18 protein-coding genes are annotated in these 16,449 nt (G+C 72.4%); 11 read left to right on the top strand and 7 right to left on the bottom strand.

Features of this window, described 5'->3' with window-relative positions:
- The 5 genes from ACTIFU_RS16605 to ACTIFU_RS16585 all read left to right on the top strand — a co-directional run.
- Nucleotides 1-825: AMP-binding protein (locus ACTIFU_RS16605; RefSeq protein ID WP_439579437.1), on the top strand; the 825-nt coding region annotated here is incomplete at its 5' end.
- Nucleotides 826-931: 106 nt separating this feature from the next.
- Nucleotides 932-1,900, top strand: a complete 969-nt coding sequence (locus ACTIFU_RS16600; protein ID WP_439579436.1) for a radical SAM protein — start codon at nt 932-934, stop codon at nt 1,898-1,900.
- Between the two features lie 17 nt (nt 1,901-1,917).
- Complete coding sequence (locus ACTIFU_RS16595; RefSeq protein WP_439579435.1) at nt 1,918-2,796, top strand: phosphate/phosphite/phosphonate ABC transporter substrate-binding protein; 879 nt, start codon at nt 1,918-1,920, stop codon at nt 2,794-2,796.
- Nucleotides 2,793-3,542, top strand: a complete 750-nt coding sequence (gene phnE / locus ACTIFU_RS16590; protein WP_439579434.1) for a phosphonate ABC transporter, permease protein PhnE — start codon at nt 2,793-2,795, stop codon at nt 3,540-3,542. The genes ACTIFU_RS16595 and phnE overlap by 4 nt, the downstream gene beginning before the upstream one ends.
- Nucleotides 3,539-4,372, top strand: coding sequence for a metallophosphoesterase family protein (locus ACTIFU_RS16585; protein WP_439579433.1), 834 nt, complete (start codon nt 3,539-3,541; stop codon nt 4,370-4,372). Before phnE ends, ACTIFU_RS16585 begins: the two co-directional genes overlap by 4 nt.
- Nucleotides 4,373-4,375: 3 nt before the next feature.
- On the opposite strand, the gene ACTIFU_RS16580 is transcribed toward ACTIFU_RS16585, so the two are convergent.
- Entirely contained in the window at nt 4,376-5,125 is a 750-nt protein-coding gene (locus ACTIFU_RS16580; RefSeq protein WP_439579432.1) for an aspartate/glutamate racemase family protein, read from the bottom strand.
- Nucleotides 5,126-5,197: 72 nt separating this feature from the next.
- Between ACTIFU_RS16580 and ACTIFU_RS16575 the strand changes: the two genes are divergently transcribed.
- From ACTIFU_RS16575 to ACTIFU_RS16555, 5 genes are all read left to right on the top strand, one after another.
- Nucleotides 5,198-6,184 (top strand): Bug family tripartite tricarboxylate transporter substrate binding protein, encoded by a 987-nt coding sequence (locus ACTIFU_RS16575; RefSeq protein ID WP_439579431.1) that lies wholly within the window; start codon nt 5,198-5,200, stop codon nt 6,182-6,184.
- A 14-nt stretch (nt 6,185-6,198) separates the two neighbouring features.
- Complete coding sequence (locus tag ACTIFU_RS16570) at nt 6,199-6,687, top strand: L-2-amino-thiazoline-4-carboxylic acid hydrolase (protein WP_439579430.1); 489 nt, start codon at nt 6,199-6,201, stop codon at nt 6,685-6,687.
- Between the two features lie 114 nt (nt 6,688-6,801).
- Nucleotides 6,802-7,488, top strand: coding sequence for a GntR family transcriptional regulator (locus ACTIFU_RS16565; protein WP_439579429.1), 687 nt, complete (start codon nt 6,802-6,804; stop codon nt 7,486-7,488).
- A gap of 15 nt (nt 7,489-7,503) precedes the next feature.
- Complete coding sequence (locus tag ACTIFU_RS16560) at nt 7,504-8,031, top strand: cysteine dioxygenase (protein ID WP_439579428.1); 528 nt, start codon at nt 7,504-7,506, stop codon at nt 8,029-8,031.
- Between the two features lie 37 nt (nt 8,032-8,068).
- Nucleotides 8,069-9,361: an NAD(P)/FAD-dependent oxidoreductase gene (locus ACTIFU_RS16555; RefSeq protein WP_439579427.1), complete on the top strand. Its 1,293-nt coding sequence runs from the start codon at nt 8,069-8,071 to the stop codon at nt 9,359-9,361.
- A gap of 27 nt (nt 9,362-9,388) precedes the next feature.
- Here ACTIFU_RS16555 and ACTIFU_RS16550 read toward each other — a convergent pair whose 3' ends face one another.
- Both ACTIFU_RS16550 and ACTIFU_RS16545 read right to left on the bottom strand, forming a co-directional pair.
- Nucleotides 9,389-10,381 carry a glycosyltransferase family 9 protein gene (locus tag ACTIFU_RS16550; protein ID WP_439579426.1) on the bottom strand — a complete coding sequence of 331 codons (993 nt, stop codon included), beginning with the start codon at nt 10,379-10,381 and terminating at the stop codon, nt 9,389-9,391.
- A gap of 13 nt (nt 10,382-10,394) precedes the next feature.
- Nucleotides 10,395-10,778, bottom strand: coding sequence for a hypothetical protein (locus ACTIFU_RS16545; protein ID WP_439579425.1), 384 nt, complete (start codon nt 10,776-10,778; stop codon nt 10,395-10,397).
- Between the two features lie 210 nt (nt 10,779-10,988).
- Here ACTIFU_RS16545 and ACTIFU_RS16540 point away from each other — a divergent pair, with 210 nt between their 5' ends.
- A complete protein-coding gene (locus tag ACTIFU_RS16540) occupies nt 10,989-12,299 on the top strand; it encodes a hemolysin family protein (RefSeq protein ID WP_439579424.1) in 1,311 nt (436 codons plus the stop codon).
- A gap of 54 nt (nt 12,300-12,353) precedes the next feature.
- On the opposite strand, the gene ACTIFU_RS16535 is transcribed toward ACTIFU_RS16540, so the two are convergent.
- From ACTIFU_RS16535 to ACTIFU_RS16520, 4 genes are all read right to left on the bottom strand, one after another.
- On the bottom strand, nt 12,354-13,151 hold the full coding sequence (locus ACTIFU_RS16535) for an FAD binding domain-containing protein (protein WP_439579423.1): 798 nt from the start codon (nt 13,149-13,151) through the stop codon (nt 12,354-12,356).
- A 13-nt stretch (nt 13,152-13,164) separates the two neighbouring features.
- Nucleotides 13,165-15,546 (bottom strand): xanthine dehydrogenase family protein molybdopterin-binding subunit, encoded by a 2,382-nt coding sequence (locus ACTIFU_RS16530; protein ID WP_439579422.1) that lies wholly within the window; start codon nt 15,544-15,546, stop codon nt 13,165-13,167.
- A 94-nt stretch (nt 15,547-15,640) separates the two neighbouring features.
- Complete coding sequence (locus ACTIFU_RS16525; protein WP_439579421.1) at nt 15,641-16,144, bottom strand: (2Fe-2S)-binding protein; 504 nt, start codon at nt 16,142-16,144, stop codon at nt 15,641-15,643.
- A gap of 92 nt (nt 16,145-16,236) precedes the next feature.
- Nucleotides 16,237-16,449: oligopeptide/dipeptide ABC transporter ATP-binding protein (locus tag ACTIFU_RS16520; RefSeq protein WP_439579420.1), on the bottom strand; the 213-nt coding region annotated here is incomplete at its 5' end.

Raw genomic sequence — 16,449 nt, 5'->3', positions numbered from 1 at the left:
CGGTTCAGCGCCAGCCGGTTCTGGGCCCAGGCGGCCGAGACCGGCGCCACCCACATCCACTATCTCGGCGGCATCCTGCAGATGCTGCTGAAGCAGCCGCCAGGGCCACATGAGCGTGCCCATCGCGTCCGCATCGCCTGGGGCGCGGGCTGCCCGGCCGAGCAGTGGCGCGAGATCGAGCGGCGGTTCGGCCTGACCGTGCGCGAGTGCTACGGCATGACCGAGGCCTCGAGCATCACCACCTGGAACGCGGCCGGCACGCCCGGCGCGATCGGCCGGCCGGTGCCGTGGTTCTCGGTCACGCTGCGCGATGCCGACGGGCGGGAGGTGCCGGCGGGCGAGATCGTCGTGCGCAGCGCCGTGCCGGGCGCGATCTTCCCCGGCTATTTCCGCGACCAGGAGGCGAGCGCGGCGGTGCTGCGCGATGGTGCGCTGCACACCGGCGATCTCGGCGCCTGGGATGGCACCGGCGCGCTGGTCTATCGGGGCCGCCGCGCCGATGCCGTGCGCTGCCGCGGCGAGACCGTCTCGGCCTGGGAGGTGGAGCAGGTCGCGGCCGCGCACCCGACGGTGGAGAGCTGCGCGATGATCGGCGTGCCGGCCGAGATCGGCGAACAGGACATCAAGCTGTTCGTCAAGCTGCGCGCCGGGGCGTCGCTTGAGCCCGTGGCGCTCTCGGCCTGGCTGGCGGCGCGCCTCGCCTCCTACCAGAACCCGCGCTACATCGCGCTGGTCGACGACTTCCCGCGCACGCCGAGCGAGCGGATCCGCAAGCACGCCCTGCCGACCGGGCGCGCGGATTGCTGGGACCGGCTCGCCGGCTGACCCCGCGCGGTCGAACTCCGCTCCGGCACGCCGTAACCTTCGCCGCGGTCGCGGCGAAACCGCGCCAAGCGGCGGTCCGCCGCAGGCCAAACGGGAATGCAGGATCGTGTCCAGCCGTCTGCCCCATGCCACCCCCCGCCTCGACCCGGCCAAGTTCCGCGACCCGTCCATCACCGCGAAGGGCGAGCGCCGGGCCGCCGTCGGGCTGACCGGGCTCTGCACGCTCTGGTTCAACACCGGCACGCTCTGCAACATCGCCTGCCGCACGTGCTACATCGAGAGCAGCCCGACCAATGATGCGCTGGTCTATCTGACGGCCGCCGAGGTCGCCGGCTACCTCGACGAGGCCGAGGACGCGGGCCAGCCGCTCGAGGAGATCGGCTTCACCGGCGGTGAGCCGTTCATGAACCGCGACCTGCCGGCCATGCTCGCCGATGTCCTGGCGCGTCCCGCGCGCTACCGGGCGATCGTGCTGACCAACGCCATGGCGCCGCTGCGGCAGCGATCCCGCGCGCTGCTGGCGCTGCGCGACCGGTTCGGGACGGATCGGCTGGTGCTGCGCGTCAGCCTCGACCACTACGAGCCAGCGCATCACGATGTCGAACGCGGCGAAGGGAGCTTCGCCAAGGCGCTCGATGGGCTCGGCTGGCTCGCCCGCGAGGGGTTCACGGTGCACGTCGCCGGTCGGGCCGCGTTCGGCGGCGAGGACGAATCGACCATGCGCGCCGGCTTCGCCGAGCTGTTTTCCCGCCACGCGATCCCGATCGACCCCGCCGACCCGGTGGCGCTGATGCTGTTCCCCGAGATGGACCAGGGCGCGGACGTACCCGAGATCACCGAGTCGTGTTGGGGCATTCTGGGCAAGCGCCCGGACAGCGTGATGTGCGCCTCGTCGCGCATGGTGGTGAAGCGCAAGGGTGCCGATCGGCCCGCGGTCGTCGCCTGCACCCTGCTGCCCTACGACCCGAAGTTCGAGCTCGGCGCGACCCTCGCCGAGGCCGCCCGGCCCGTGCCGCTCAACCACCCGCACTGCGCGCGGTTCTGCGTGCTGGGCGGCGCGGCCTGTTCCCGCTGACATCGCAGGAGACCTTCGTGACGCTTTCCTCGACGCGGCGCGCCGTGCTCGCCGCCCCGGCCGTGCTCGCCGCGGCCGCTTTGGGCCGGCCCGCCTCGGCCCAATCCGGCCCGTCGATCCGCTTCGCGGTCGGCCCGTTCCAGCCCACCGCCGGCGACACCCGCCGCGCCTTCGAGCCGTTCTTCGCCCATCTCGCCGGGGCGCTCGGCCGGCGCCACGAGCTGACCGTCACCACCGACTGGGCTGGCATCGCCGTCGCGCTCGGCAGCGGCCAGGCGGATTGCGCCTGGATGGGGCCCTGGGGCTATGTGCTGGCGAAGCATCGCGCCGGGGCCGAGGCGCTGGCGACCGTCAAGTACCAGGGTCGGCCGACCTATCACGCGATCATTATCGCCCGGCCCGACCTCCGGATCGTGCGCTTCCCCGAGGACGCGCGCGGCATGTCGATCTCCTTCGCCGACGCGGGCTCGACCAGCGGCTGGCTGATCCCGCATCACTGGTTCGCGCAGCGCGGCATCGAGCCGCGCAGCTTCTTCCGCTACCGCGACGGCGCGAGCCACGCGGCGAACGTGATCTCGGTCGCCTCGGGCCAGGTCGATCTCGCGACCGACTTCGACCGCAACCTCGCCGCGATGATCGCGGCTGGGCGCATCCGCGAGGACCAGGTGCGCGTGGTCTGGCGCAGCGCGCCGCTGCCGAACGACGCGCTCGCGGTCCGGCGCGATCTCGACGCAGCGAGCAAGGACGCCCTGCGCGCGGCGGCGCTGGCGATCGACGAGGACATGGCCCGACGCGTGATGCCGCCGAACTACACCGGCTGGGTCGCGGCGACCGACGACACCTACGCGCAGATCGAGGCGGCCGGGCGCGCGCTGAACCGGCTGCACGCCTCGTGACCGTCGCGCGCCTCGGCTGGGGCGGCTTCGCCCTGCTGCTGGGCGCATCGATCGTGGTCGTCGCGCCGGATCCCGTTCGACTGGCAGCGGGGTTGCCCCGGCTGGCGGGCTGGCTCGCCGGATCCTGGCCGCCCGACTTCTCTGGCCCCGGCGACATCGCCTGGCGCGCGGCCGAGACCGTCGGCATCGCGACCCTCGGCACGACGCTCGCCGCGCTGTTCGCAGTTCCGCTCGCGCTCTGCGGCACGCGCCAGATCGTGCCGGCGCGTTCCCTCTACCACGCCGCGCGGGGGCTGCTCGACAGCCTGCGCGGCATCGACGGGTTCGTCTTCGCGCTGCTGTTCGTGGCCGCGGTCGGGCTCGGGCCGTTCGCGGGGATGCTCGGGATCGCGCTCCATTCCGCGGGTTCGGTCGCCAAGCTCTGGTCGGAGGCTATGGAATCCGCCGACCCGCGCCCCGTCGAGGCGATCCAGGCGGTCGGCGGCACGCGGCTCGACATCGCGTTCTGGGCGCTGGTCCCGGCGACGCTGCCGCAGACCGCGAGTTCGCTGCTCTATGTCTGGGAGTTCAACATCCGTGCCTCGACCGTGCTGGGGCTGGTCGGTGCCGGAGGGCTCGGACAGGAACTGAAGAACGCGATCGATCTGCTCGACTTCAACCGCGTTGTCGCGCTGCTGGCCGTGATCGTCGCGCTGACGCTGACGGCCGACCGGATCAGCGCAGCCCTGCGCCGGGCGATCGCGTGAGCACGGTCCTCCACCCCGACGGGCCCCTGCTGGCCTTCGGCGGCTGCTGCTCGAACCTGCAGGCCACGCGCGCGGTGCTGGACGAGGGTGCGCGGCGCGGCATCCCGCCGTCGCGGACGATCTGCACGGGCGACGTGGTCGCCTATGGCGCGGACGCGGCCGCGACGGTCGCGCTTGTGCAGCGGAGCGGGATCGCGGTCGTGGCAGGCAATTGCGAACGGCAGATCGCGGCCGACAGCGACGACTGCGGCTGCGGCTTCGCCGACGGCACCGCCTGCGACCTGCTCGCGCGCGCCTGGTACGCCCATGCGCGCCGGACCGTCACGGCGGCGCAGCGGCGCTGGATGGCCGGCCTGCCCAGGCGCATCGTCGTCGCGCTGCCGGGTGGGCGGCGGCTCGCGGTGCTGCACGGCGGGGCACGCCTGATCAACCGGTTCCTGTTCCCGTCCGCGGAGGAGGCCACCCTTGCCGAGGAGCTGGACGCCACGGGCTGCGACGGCGTGCTCGCCGGGCATTGCGGCATGCCGTTCGCGCGGACGATCGGCGCGCGGCTGTGGCTGAACGCCGGGGCGGTCGGCATGCCGGCCGACGACGGCACCGCGCGTGGCTGGTTCGCGGTGCTGACGCCCAGGGCCGACGGGCTCACGGTCGAGCTGCTGCCGCTCCACTACGACCACCAGGCCGCCGCGGCGGCGATGCGCGCGGCCGGTCTGCCCGAGGGCTATGCGGCCGCGCTCGAGACCGGCCTGTGGCCCTCCTGCGATATCCTTCCGCCGACAGAACGGGGCCGCCGGGGTGTGGCGCGCGGGGCCGTCCGCCTGGTCTGGTGACGGTCAGCCGAAGGCGCGCGGCCTGAGCCCGGCGTGGAACCAGGTGATGAAGCTCACGATGTCGTACACCGGCAGCCCGACCGCCTCGCTCAGCGCCGCCGCATAGGGCGGCATGTTGGTGCATTCGAGCACGATCGCGCCGACCTCGGGGTGGCGCGCGACCAGCGCGCGCCCGGCCTCCAGGATGTCCTCGCGCGCGAGTGCGACGTCCATGTCGTCCTTCTCGCCCTTGATCAGCACGCGGAAGAACTCGCGCCCCGTCTCGGTGCCGACGAAGGGCAAATCCGCCGGGCAGTTGGCGGCCAGCAGGTGCGCGGGCGTGAGCGACTGTGCGCTCACTGTCACCACCCCCACCCGCTTGCCCGGCGGCAGCAGCGCCTGGACCATCGGCACCTGCATCAGGCTGGAGGTCGCGACGGGCACACTGAGCCGCGCCGAAAGCTCGGCCTGGAACAGGCTCAGGAAGCCGCAATTGGTGGTGATCCCCTCGCAGCCGAGCGAAACGAGGTCCTCGGCCGCACGCAGGAAATCCTCGAACAGGCCGCGCGCACCCTCCAGCACCACGCGCTCGGGGCTCGCTCCCTTCACGACGCGGAACATCACCGGGAAGGGCCAGGTGGTGCCGTTGCCCATGTCGCCCGGGATGCGCGGGAAGCGCGCCTCCAGCATCAGGATGCCGAGCGGCACGCCATAGACGGCCTTGCCGCCGCGGGCGATGGAAGTCTCGGCACGGAGCGTCATCGGCACGGTCATCGGCGAACCTTCGGTTGCATCGCGGCGCGGGAAGCGGAGAATACGCGCTTCATCCGATCGTGGGAGGTCCCGATGACACCGACGCGCCGTCTCGTTCTCGGCCTGGCACTCGCCGCCGTCACCGCCGCACCTGCGCTCGCGCAGAGCTTCCCCGTCCAGGGACGGCCGATCACCATCATCGGCGGCTTCCCGAACGGCGCCGGCACCGACATCTACAGCCGCAAGGTGGCCGAGCCGCTCTCGCGCGCGCTCGGCGTGCCGGTGGTCGTGGACAACCGCGTCGGCGCCGGCGGCAACATCGCGATGGACCTGGTCGCCAAGGCGGCCCCCGACGGCCACACGATCATGATGGGCACCTCGGCGATGCTGGCGATCAACCCCGCCCTCTACGCGCGCATGCCGGTCGACACGATGAAGGACTTCGTGCCGATCATCGCGCTCGCCGACGTGCCGAACGCGCTGACCGTGGTGCCCGGGCAGCGGCCCCAGCTCTCCGACTGCAAGGCCGTGATCGCGGCCGCCAAGGCCAGGCCCGGCGCGCTGAACTACGCCTCGACCGGCAACGGCGCCTCGACCCATCTCGCCGGCGTGCAGTTCGCCGCCGCCGCCGGGCTGGAGATGGTGCACGTGCCCTATCGCGGCGGACCGTTCGCGATGACCGCGCTGCTCGGCGGTGAGGTGGACATCTTCCTGCACCAGACCGTCGCCCTGGTCGGGCCGTACCGGCAAGGCCAGGTGAAGCTGCTCGGCGTCACCAGCCGGGAACGGCTGAAGGCGTTCCCCGACGTGCCGACCATGGCCGAGGCGTGCGACCTGCCGGGGTTCTCCACCACCACCTGGTACCTGTTCGCGGCCCCCGCGGCCACGCCGGCACCGATCGTCGCGCGGCTCGAGCAGGAGGTGCGCAGGATCATCATGGACCCCGAGTTCGTCGCCTGGGTCGAGGGGCTGGGCATGACCTCGATGGGCCAGGGTCCGGCCGAGGCGAAGCAGATGCTGGAGCGTGATCTCGGCATCTGGGCCGAGGTGGTGAAGCGCTCCGGCGCGCGGGTGGACTGACCGGCGGCGCGCGGGTGGACGCGGACCGGCTGCTCGGGCAGCTCCGGGCGCAGATCGCCAACCGCGCGCTGGTCTATCTGGCTGCCTACGACGCCTTGGCCGACGCGATCGGCGCCGCGCGCGCCGAGGCGGTGTTGACGCGGGCGATCCGCCTGCACGGCCGGGCCGCGGGCGAGGCGTTCCGACGCTTCGCCCCGGCCGACCTCGCCGGGCTGAAGGATGCGTTTCTCGGCGGCCTGCCGGGTGGCGAGACGCTGTTCCGCCCGGAACTGCGTCGCCGCGACGCCGGCGCGCTGGAGGTGAAGTTCCAGTCCTGCCCGTTGCAGCAGGCGTGGCAGGACGCCGGGGTGCCCGAGCCGAAGCGCGCGGTGCTGTGCCGGATCGCTGGCGCGGTCGATCTCGGCACCTTCGAGGCGGCCGGCTTCGGCATCGAGAACCGGACCTGGACGCCCGGTGCGACGGGCTGCTGCCACCTCACGATCACGCCCGGTCCGCGCGCCTGACCTGGCGCCGGTGCAGCGGCTGTTGACCTTGGCCCGTTGACCTTGGCCTGTTGACCTTGGCCCGCCGGTCCGGCATTCTACTGACATGTCAGAAGCCATGGCAGGGACCTGCCAGTGATCGTCGCGCTCGACCCGCCGCCACCCACCCTCACCGACCAGGCGACCGCGGCGCTCCGCCGCGCCATCCTCGCCACCCGCCTGAAGCCTGGCGAGACCGTGAGCGAGACCGCAGCCGCCACGCTCACGGGGCTCGGCAAGGCGCCGGTGCGCGCCGCGCTCGCCCGCCTCGCCGACGAGGGGCTGGTGCAGCCGGTGCCGCGGCGCGGCTGGATGGTGAGCCCCATCACGGTGCGCGACATCCACGAGGTGTTCGCGCTCCGGGCGCTGCTCGAGCCTGAGGCTGCGCGGCTCGCGGCCGGCCGCGTCGATGCCGGGGCGCTGGAGCGGCTCGATGCCGTCGTGCGCTGCGGCTATGACCCGGCCGATCCGGAGAGCGCGCTCGCCTTCCTGGAGGCCAACCGGGCGTTTCACGTCGCGGTCGCCGAGCTTTCCAGCAACCGCCGGCTCGCCCGCATCCTCGGCCGGCTGCTCGACGAGGCGACGCGCATGCTGGTGCTGGGCCTCGCCCGGCGCGACCGCACGGGCGAGATGCGGGCCGAGCACGGGGCGCTGATCGCGGCCCTGGTCGCCGGCGACGGCGACGAGGCGGCGCGGCTCGCCGTCTGCGAGATCGGCACCAGCCGGACCATGGTGATGGACGCGCTGCTGGCACCCGATGCGGCAACGCGGATCGCGACCTAGGGGAAGGGGGACAGCATGAACCAGATCAGTACGGTGGCGCGCAACGCGACCCTGCAGGCGATGATCGACGCCGTGACAGCGGCCGAGCGCGGCCCTGATGCCGGCCGGGAGGGACGGATCGCGGACGCGATCGCGCCGTTTCTCGGCCGCCCCGAACTCCTCGCCGGGTTCGACTGTCCGGGCTGTCCCGACCGCTATGTCCGCCACCTGTTGCACGAGGATCGGCAAGCGGGCTGGGCGATGGTGGCGATCGTCTGGGAGCCCGGCCAGGCGAGCCCGGTGCACGGCCACCGCACCTGGTGCGCCTTCGGCGTGCATCGCGGCTGGCTGGAGGAGCGCACCTTCGCGCTCGGCAGCACCGGCAAGCCGGTGCGCACGCGCACCGTTCCGCGACCCATGGGTGCCACGAGCTGCGGCCCGGCCGACATCACCCTGATCCATCAGCTGCACAACGCCTCGGCGGCGACGGCCGTGTCCATCCACGTCTACGGTGTCCGCTACGACAGCTTCGGCGCGGGCGTGAACTGGGTCTACGCCGCCTGATCTTGCCGCGTGCGGCGTGTTGCGGCTTGCTGCGCGGATGCCCGACGATGTCGCCCTGACGGAACTGCCGCCCTCGCTCTGGGCGGCAACCGCCCCACCGCCGCCCGAAACCACGGCCCTTGAAGGCGAGACGCGTGCTGATCTCTGCGTCGTCGGCGCGGGCTTCACCGGCCTCTCGGCCGCCTTGCATGCCGCCGAGGGCGGAGCGTCAGTGGTGGTGCTGGAGGCGGGTGCGATCGGCTGGGGCGCGTCGGGGCGCAACAACGGCCAAGTGATCCCGACGCTCTCGCGCATGGACCCCGACGAGATCGCGCGCCGCTTCGGCGACAAGGGCGAGGCGTTCGTCGGCCTGATCCGCGACAGCGCCGCGCTGGTGTTCGACCTCATCCGCGCCCACGGGATCGAGGCGGAGGCGGTGCAGAACGGCTGGCTCCAGCCGGCGCACCGGCCGAGCCGGATGGCGCTCGTGGAATCGCGCGTGCGGCAATGGGGCGGCCGCGGCGCGCCGGTCGACCTGCTCGACCGCGCGGCGATGGCAGCCCTCGCCGGCAGCGAGCACTGGCACGGCGGCTGGATCAACCGCAGCGGCGGGCGGATCAATCCGCTCGCTTTCGCCCGCGGCCTTGCCGCCGCGGCGATGCGCGCCGGGGCCCTGGTGTTCACGCACGCACCGGCCGTTTCGCTCATGCGTGAGGGTGCTGCCTGGGTCGTGCGCACGCCGCGCGGACGGGTGGTCGCCGATCGCGTCATCCTCGCGACCAACGCCCATTCCGACGACCTCTGGCCCGGGCTCCGGCGCGAGATGGTTCCGGTCGCGAGCTACCAGATGGCGACCGTTCCGCTGTCGGACAACGTGCGCCGCACCATCCTGCCCGAGGGCCAGGCGCTCTCCGACACGCGCGGCGACCTCCACTTCTTCCGGTTCGACGCGCACGGGCGGCTGGTCACCGGCGGCGCGCTGGTGTCCGGCCGGAACTGGCGCGCGCGCATCGCCGCGCGGATCGGCCGTCGCGTCGCGGCCGTCTATCCGCAGCTCGGCGTGCCGCGGTTCGACCATGTCTGGTGGGGATATCTCGCGATGACCGCCGATCGCGCGCCGCATGTGCACGAGCTGGCGCAAGGCGTGACCACCTGGATCGGCTGCAACGGCCGCGGGGTCGCGCTCGGGGTCGCGATCGGGCGCGAGCTCGCGCGTCAGGCGCTCGGCACGCCATGGCAGCGTCTGCCGCTGCTGCGCGAGCCGCTCAGGCCGATCCCGGCCTACGGCTTCGCGCGCGCCCTCGCCCCGCTCGCGGTGCTGGAGCGGCGCTGGCGCGACCGGCGGGACTGATCCCGGGCGGCGGGCGGGGCGGACGCGTCAGCGCACCGCGCCCGGCTCGCCGAGCGGGACCGGAGCGGCGGCCGGACCGCCGGCCAGCTCGGGCCACCGTCCGGCGATCGCTTCGATGACGGAAGCGGTCGTGATCCCGTCCATCAGCGTCCGGTCCGGTCGGCTGGGACCGCGCGTGGCGAGCAGCGCCTCGACGGATGCCGGCGTACGGACGGTCAGGCCATGCGCGCCCCACGGACCGTACTGCGTGTCGTGGGTCGGCCCGAACAGTCCGACCGTGCGGGTGCCGGCCGCGGCGGCGAGGTGCATCATTGCGGAGTCGTTGCCGACGAACAGCGTGGCCGCACTGAGCGCGGCCCCCGTGGTCGGCACGTCCAGCCCGAACGCGTCCACCACCCGATCCGCGCCGATCGTCTGCCGGACCGGCTCGGCGAGACCGCGCTCGCTGGCGCTGCCCACCAGCAGGATGCGGCCGCCCGCGAGCGCGCTGTCAGGGCCGACCAGCGCCTCCGCCAGCGCGGCGAACCGCTCGATCGGCCAGGTCTTGCAGATCCAGTTCGCACCCGGACCGAGCGCGAGCGTGGGCGCGGTCCCGGGCAGCAGCCGTGCCGCCTCCGCGCGATGCCGCTCGGCCGTCCAGATGCGCGGCGCGAGTGGCGGCAGGCCGAGCGCGCGGGCGGCCAGCGCGACGCGGTGCTCGCCCGGCCGCGCGCGCGGCACCACGTGGCGGCTCTCCGCCCGCAGCAGCCACGGCAGCAGCGACCGGCGCAGGTCCACGACCCGACGCCAGCGCTGCCGGCGCACCGCTCGCCAGAGCGCGAGCCAATGCGCGCCATGGCGGCGCTTGTCCAGGACGTGCAGCGCGGTGAGGCCCTCGACATGCGCGAACGCCATCGAGGCGGGCGCACCGCACGCGACCGAGACCGGCTCGCCGGCGTGGGTCCGCAGCAGCCAGTCGAGCACGCCGCTCGCCAGGATCGCGTCGCCGAGCCGCGTCGGCCCGATCAGGAGCACCGCCATCGGCGCGGTCCGTTCAGCCCCGATATGATTTCTGCTCGGCGATGTCGCTGCCGAGCAACGCGTTGACCTCCGCCTTCAGGGCGGCCCGCCGATCATTGGTGCGGTAGACGGCGCGGGCGCGCGCAACGAACTCCGGCCCGAAATCGCCGCGGCGCTCGTCGTCGCGCAGCGCGTCCTCGATGTCCCACAGGATCTCGTTGACCTCGCGCAACGCCGTCACCGACGCCTGGAGCGCGGGGTTGGCGCGCAGCAGCGGCGCCAGGACCACGCCCAGCGCCTCCGCCTCGCGCCGGACATGGGCGAGCTTCTGCGGATCCGAGATGCGATCCTGCTTGATCGCGAGGATCGTCATGCGGTCGATCGCCTCGCCCGGCGACACGTCGATCGTCAGCCTCACCTGCCCTGTCCCGACCGGTTGCTGCGCGGAGGCCGTCGAGCGCGCTGCCGGGCCGGTGCGCGAGCGGTCCACGCATGGCAGTGCGCTACCATGGGGCAGATGGGCCGGCAACCCGATCCCCCCCGGCGCGACGGATGTGCGCGCACCGGCGCATGACCTAGACTGCGACCCAGGAGAGGCGCGGGTCGCAGCCCAGCGCCGCCGAGGGCCATGGGCACAGTCGCCGAGATCGCGATCATCCTCCTGCTGGTTCTGGTGAACGGGCTGCTCGCGCTCAGCGAGCTCGCCGTTGTGTCGTCGCGAAAGAGAAGGCTCGACGCGATGGCGCGCCGCGGGGTCCGCGGTGCGGCTGCGGCGCTGGCGCTGGCGCAGGACCCGCAGCGCTTCCTGCCGACCGTGCAGGTAGGGATCACCCTGGTCGGCGTGCTCGCGGGCGCCTTCGGCGGCGTCGGCCTCGCGCGCACCCTCGGTACCTGGCTGGAGTCGCTGCCCCATATCGGCGCCGAGGCGCACGCGATCGCCTTCGCGATCGTGGTCGCCGCGATCACCCTCGCGTCCATCGTGCTGGGCGAGATCGTGCCGAAGACGCTGGCGCTGCGCCGGCCGGAGCCGCTCGCCGCGACGGTCGCGCCGTTCCTGGTCTGGCTCGCCTGGGCCGCCGCGCCGGCGGTGTGGCTGCTGCGCAGCCTTTCGGGCCTCGTGCTCCGCCTGTTCGGCGCGCACACAGCGCCGGCGACGACCGTCACCGAGGAGGAGGTGAAGGCCCTGGTCGCCGAGGGCGCCGAGGCCGGCGTGATCGAGGCCGAGGAGCGGCAGATGATCGAGCGCGTGCTGCGGCTGCCGGACCGGCCGATCCGCGCGATCATGACGCCGCGCATGGAGGTCGGCTGGATCGACGGGAACGATCCGCCACCGGCGATCGCGGCGCGCATCCGGGCGATCGCGCATGAACGGCTGCTGGTGTGCCGGGGCGGGCTCGACGACGTGGTCGGCGTGGTGCGCGCCAAGGAACTGCTCGACGCGGCGCTTGCGGGAGAGCCGCTGGGGCTCGACGCGGTGATCCGTCCGGCGCCTGTGCTGCCGGACCACACCAGCGTGCTGGACGCGATCGCGATCCTGCGGCGCGAGCCGATCGGACTCGCGCTGGTGGTGGACGAGTACGGCAGCTTCGAGGGAATCGTGACGGCCGCCGACATGCTGGAGGCGATCGTCGGCGAAGTCGCCGACGAGGTCGGCCAGCCGCCGGCGGGCGAGGTGGTGACGCGCGAGGACGGCAGCCTGCTGATGGACGGCATGATGCCGGTGGACGAGGTGAAGGCGACGCTCGGGCTGCATCAGCTGCCGGAGGAGGGCGGCTATCACACCCTCGCCGGGCTGATCCTGGCGCTGGCGCGGCGCATCCCGGCGGAAGGGGATCAGGTGGTGTGGGGCGGGTTCCGGTTCGAGGTCGTGGACATGGACGCGCGGCGGATCGACAAGGTGCTGGTGCGCGCCGAGCCGGTGGCGACGCCGGATGTGTGACGCGGTGGCGAAGGGCCGGAAGGCCCTTCCCCTGCACCCCCGATCCCGCGCCCGCTACCCCGCCTTCGCGACCGCGCGCTTGGCCATCACACCGACCAGGTGCGCGCGGTACTCCTTGCTCGCGTGGATGTCGCCGTTCAGCCCGTCCTCGGCCGTGCCGATGTCGTGCAGCGCATCGGGCGACCAGTTCTGCGCCAACGCCTCCTCCATCGCCTTGTGGCGGAACACGCCGTTGGCGCCCGCCCCGGTGATCGCGACGCGCACGCCGGCCGGTCCCTTGGCGACGAACACGCCGACCACCGCGTAGCGCGAGGCCGGGTTCGGGAACTTCACGTAGGCGGCCCTCTCGGGGATCGGGAACTCGACCGCGGTGATCAGCTCGTCGAGCCCGAGCGCGGTCGAGAACATCCCGGTGAAGAACTCGTCCGCGCCGATCCGGCGCGTGTTCGTGTGCACGGTCGCGCCCAGCGCCAGCACGGCACCCGGATAGTCGGCGGCCGGATCGTGGTTGGCGATCGAGCCGCCGATCGTGCCGCGGTTGCGCACCTGCGCGTCGCCGATGTGCTCGGCCATCGCCGCAAGCGCGGGGATGGCCTTTCTCACCTCGGCGGAAGAGGCAACCGCGGCGTGCGTCGTCATCGCCTTGATCGTCACGGCGCTGCTCGAGACCGAGATGCCGACGAGGTCCCTGATCCCGGAGAGGTCGATCACCGCGGAGGGCTTCGCGAGCCGCTGCTTCAGGGTCGGGATCAGCGTCATCCCGCCCGACATCACCTTCGCGTCGGGGTCGGCCGCCAGCAGCTTGACCGCGTCGGCAACCGAGGATGGGCGGTGATAGGCGAAATCGTACATCGGTCCTCTCCCCTCACTCGGCCGCCATGCGGGGCCGATTGGCGTTGATGATCTGCCAGAGCTTGTGCGGTGTCGCCGGCATGTCGAGGTGGCGCACGCCGTGGTCCTTCAGCGCATCCACCACCGCGCCGATCACCGCCGGCGGCGAGCCGATCGCGCCCACTTCGCCGCAGCCCTTCACGCCGAGCGGATTGTGGGTGCAGAGCGTGATCGCGGTGCCGACCGAGATGTTCGGCAGGTCATCGGCGCGCGGCATGGTGTAGTCCATCATGCTGCCCGACAGGAGCTGGCCGTTCTCGTCATAGACGCAGGTCTCGAGCAGCGCCTGGCCGATGCCCTGCGCGACACCGCCCTGGATCTGCCCCTCGACGATCATCGGGTTGATCACCCGCCCGACATCGTCGACCGCGGTGAAGTTCGCCACCTGCACCACGCCCGTCTCGGGGTCGATCTCCAGCTCGCAGATGTGGCAGCCGCCAGGATAGGTGAAGTTCTTCGGGTCGTAGAACGCCGTCTCCTCCAGCCCGGGTTCGAGCTCGTCGATCGGGTAGTTGTGCGGCACGTAGGCGGCGAGGCTGACTTCGGCCAGCGCCTTCGACCGGTCGGTGCCGGCGACCTGGAACTTGCCGTCCTTGAACTCGATGTCGTCGGCCGAGGCCTCGAGCAGATGGGCGGCGATGCGCTTGCCCTTGGCGATGATCTTCTCCGCCGCCTTCACCATCGCCGACCCGCCGACCGCGATCGAGCGAGAGCCGTAGGTGCCCATGCCGAACGGGATCCTCGCCGTGTCGCCGTGCACGATCTCGATCTGGCTCATCGGCACGCCGAACTGATCCGAGATCAGCTGCGCGAAGGTGGTCTCGTGACCCTGGCCGTGACTGTGCGTGCCGGTGAACACGGTGATGCTGCCGGTCGGGTTCACGCGGATGTTCGCGACCTCGTAGAGGCCCGCGCGCGCGCCGAGCGATCCGACGACGGCCGACGGCGCGATGCCGCATGCCTCGATATAGGTGGAGATGCCGATCCCGCGCAGCTTGCCGCGCTTCTTCGCCTCCGCGCGGCGTGCCTCGAACCCGGCCCAGTCGGCCGCCTTGAGGCAGGCGTCCAGCGTCGCGGTGTAGTCGCCGCTGTCGTACTGCAACGCAACCGGCGTCTGGTAGGGGAAGGCGCTCGAGGGGATGAAGTTGCGCCGGCGGATCTCCACCCGGTCCATCCCCATCTCGAGCGCGCAGATATCCACCAGGCGCTCGAGCAGGAAGCTCGCCTCCGGTCGGCCCGCGCCGCGATACGCATCGACCGGCACGGAGTTGGTGAATACGGCCTTCACCTCGGCGTAGATCGCCGGGGTCGTGTACACGCCGGCGAGCAGCGTGGCGTACAGGTAGGTCGGCACGCAGGGCGCGAAGGTCGAGAGATAGGCGCCCATGTTCGCCTGGGTGTGCACGCGCAGGCCAAGAAACGTCCCGTCCTTGTCCATCGCCATCTCGGCGACCGTGATGTGGTCGCGCCCGTGCGCATCCGACATGAAGCTCTCGGTGCGCTCGGCCGTCCACTTCACCGGGCGCTTCACCTTGCCCGCGGCCCAGGTGACGATCGCCTCCTCGGCGTAATGGTAGATCTTCGAGCCGAACCCGCCGCCGACATCCGGGGCCACGACGCGCAGCCTGTGCTCCGGGATGTGCAGCACGAAGGCGCCCATCAGCAGGCGGATCACGTGCGGGTTCTGGCTGGTGGTGTAGAGCGTGTAGTCGCCCGACATCGGATCGAACTCGCCGACCGCGGCGCGCGGCTCCATCGCGTTCGGGATCAGCCGGTTGTTGACGAGCTCGAGCTTGGCGACCTTGTGCGCCTTGGCGAAGGCGGCGTCGGTCGCGTCCTTGTCGCCGAGATGCCAGTCGTAGCAGACGTTGCCGGCGACCCCGTCATGCACGAGCGCCGCGCCGGGCTTCTGCGCCACCTCGAGCGTCGGCACCGCGGGCAGCACCTCGTAGTCGAGCGAAACGAGCTCGGCCGCGTCGCGCGCAGCCCCCTTGGTCTCGGCGATCACCACCGCCACCGGGTCGCCGACATGCCGCACCTTGCCGACGGCCAGCACCGGGTGCGGCGGCTCGGCCATCGGGCTGCCGTCCTTGTTCTTGACACCCCAGCCGCAGGGCAGGCCGCCGAGACTGTCGGCTGCCATGTCCTCGCCGGTGAACACCGCCACCACGCCGGGCGCAGCCTTCGCCGCGGCCGTGTCGAGCCCCTTGATCCGCGCATGCGCGTGCGGGCTGCGCAGGATCACCGCGTGAAGCTGGCCTGGACGGTTGATGTCGTCGGTGTAGTTGCCCCGACCCGAGATGAACCGCAGGTCCTCGCGCCGCCTGACCGCCGCGCCGATGCCCTCGAACCCCATCTGAACGCTCCTGTCGTCCCTGTTGCGTCGCTGCTCTCAGCGCCGCCTTCCGTCGGTTCTTGGCGCGCCCCGCTGGGCACGCAAGCCAGATGGCCTACTCGGCCGCGCGCGGCAGTTCCTTCACCTTGCCGTGCATCACCTGCTGCGCCGCGGCGATCGCGCGGACGATGTTGTGGTAGCCGGTGCAGCGGCAGAGATTGCCCTCGAGCCCCTCTCGGATCTCCTTGTCGGAGAGGCCCTGCGGGTTGCGCTGCACCAGGTCGATCGCGCTCATCACCATGCCCGGGGTGCAGAACCCGCACTGCAGCGCATGATACTCGCGGAACGCCTCCTGCATCGGGTGCAGGGTGCCGTCGGCGGCCGCGAGGCCCTCGATGGTGACGACATCGGCGCCCTCGCACTGCACGGCCAGGATCGTGCATGCCTTCACCGAGGCGCCGTCGATGTGCACCACGCAGGCGCCGCACTGGCTGGTGTCGCAGCCGACATGCGTGCCGGTCAGCCGCAGGTTCTCGCGCAACAGCTCCACCAGCAGGGTGCGGTTCTCGACCTCCGCGCTGGCAGGCTTGCCGTTCACGGTCAGTGAGACCTTGGGCATCCGACGTCTCCCCTCTGTCGCGAAAGAGCCCGCGCGGATGCACGGGCCCGGTCCGTTCCGGCCGGGAGTGTCGCCACCCCCGAGGCGCCTCGTCAAGCCGCTCGCGCGACCGGCTGCGCCGCCGGATCATGCAGGTGGCAGGCCGCCAACTGGCCGGGTGCCACCACCTTCAGCGCCGGCTCCTCGACCTTGCAGCGGTCGAAGGCGTGCGGGCAGCGGGTATGGAAGCGGCAGCCCGAGGGTGGGCGGATCGGACTCGGCACGTCGCCCGTCAGGATGATCCGGTTGCGCTTCGTGGTCGGGTC

This window comes from Elioraea sp. (genome assembly GCF_051860475.1).
Lineage (GTDB): Bacteria > Pseudomonadota > Alphaproteobacteria > Acetobacterales > Acetobacteraceae > Elioraea.
The sequence above is the reverse complement of the archived record's forward strand: the minus strand, read 5'-3'. Positions and strand labels throughout refer to the sequence as shown.

Coding starts and splice junctions, on each gene's coding strand:
- ACTIFU_RS16530 (WP_439579422.1), bottom strand. CDS start 15,546: ATGGGGTTCGAGGGCATCGGCGCGGCGGTCAGGCGGCGCGAGGACCTG.
- ACTIFU_RS16550 (WP_439579426.1), bottom strand. CDS start 10,381: ATGGCGGTGCTCCTGATCGGGCCGACGCGGCTCGGCGACGCGATCCTG.
- ACTIFU_RS16555 (WP_439579427.1), top strand. CDS start 8,069: ATGCCCGACGATGTCGCCCTGACGGAACTGCCGCCCTCGCTCTGGGCG.
- ACTIFU_RS16540 (WP_439579424.1), top strand. CDS start 10,989: ATGGGCACAGTCGCCGAGATCGCGATCATCCTCCTGCTGGTTCTGGTG.
- ACTIFU_RS16535 (WP_439579423.1), bottom strand. CDS start 13,151: ATGTACGATTTCGCCTATCACCGCCCATCCTCGGTTGCCGACGCGGTC.
- ACTIFU_RS16575 (WP_439579431.1), top strand. CDS start 5,198: ATGACACCGACGCGCCGTCTCGTTCTCGGCCTGGCACTCGCCGCCGTC.
- ACTIFU_RS16560 (WP_439579428.1), top strand. CDS start 7,504: ATGAACCAGATCAGTACGGTGGCGCGCAACGCGACCCTGCAGGCGATG.
- ACTIFU_RS16580 (WP_439579432.1), bottom strand. CDS start 5,125: ATGACCGTGCCGATGACGCTCCGTGCCGAGACTTCCATCGCCCGCGGC.
- ACTIFU_RS16525 (WP_439579421.1), bottom strand. CDS start 16,144: ATGCCCAAGGTCTCACTGACCGTGAACGGCAAGCCTGCCAGCGCGGAG.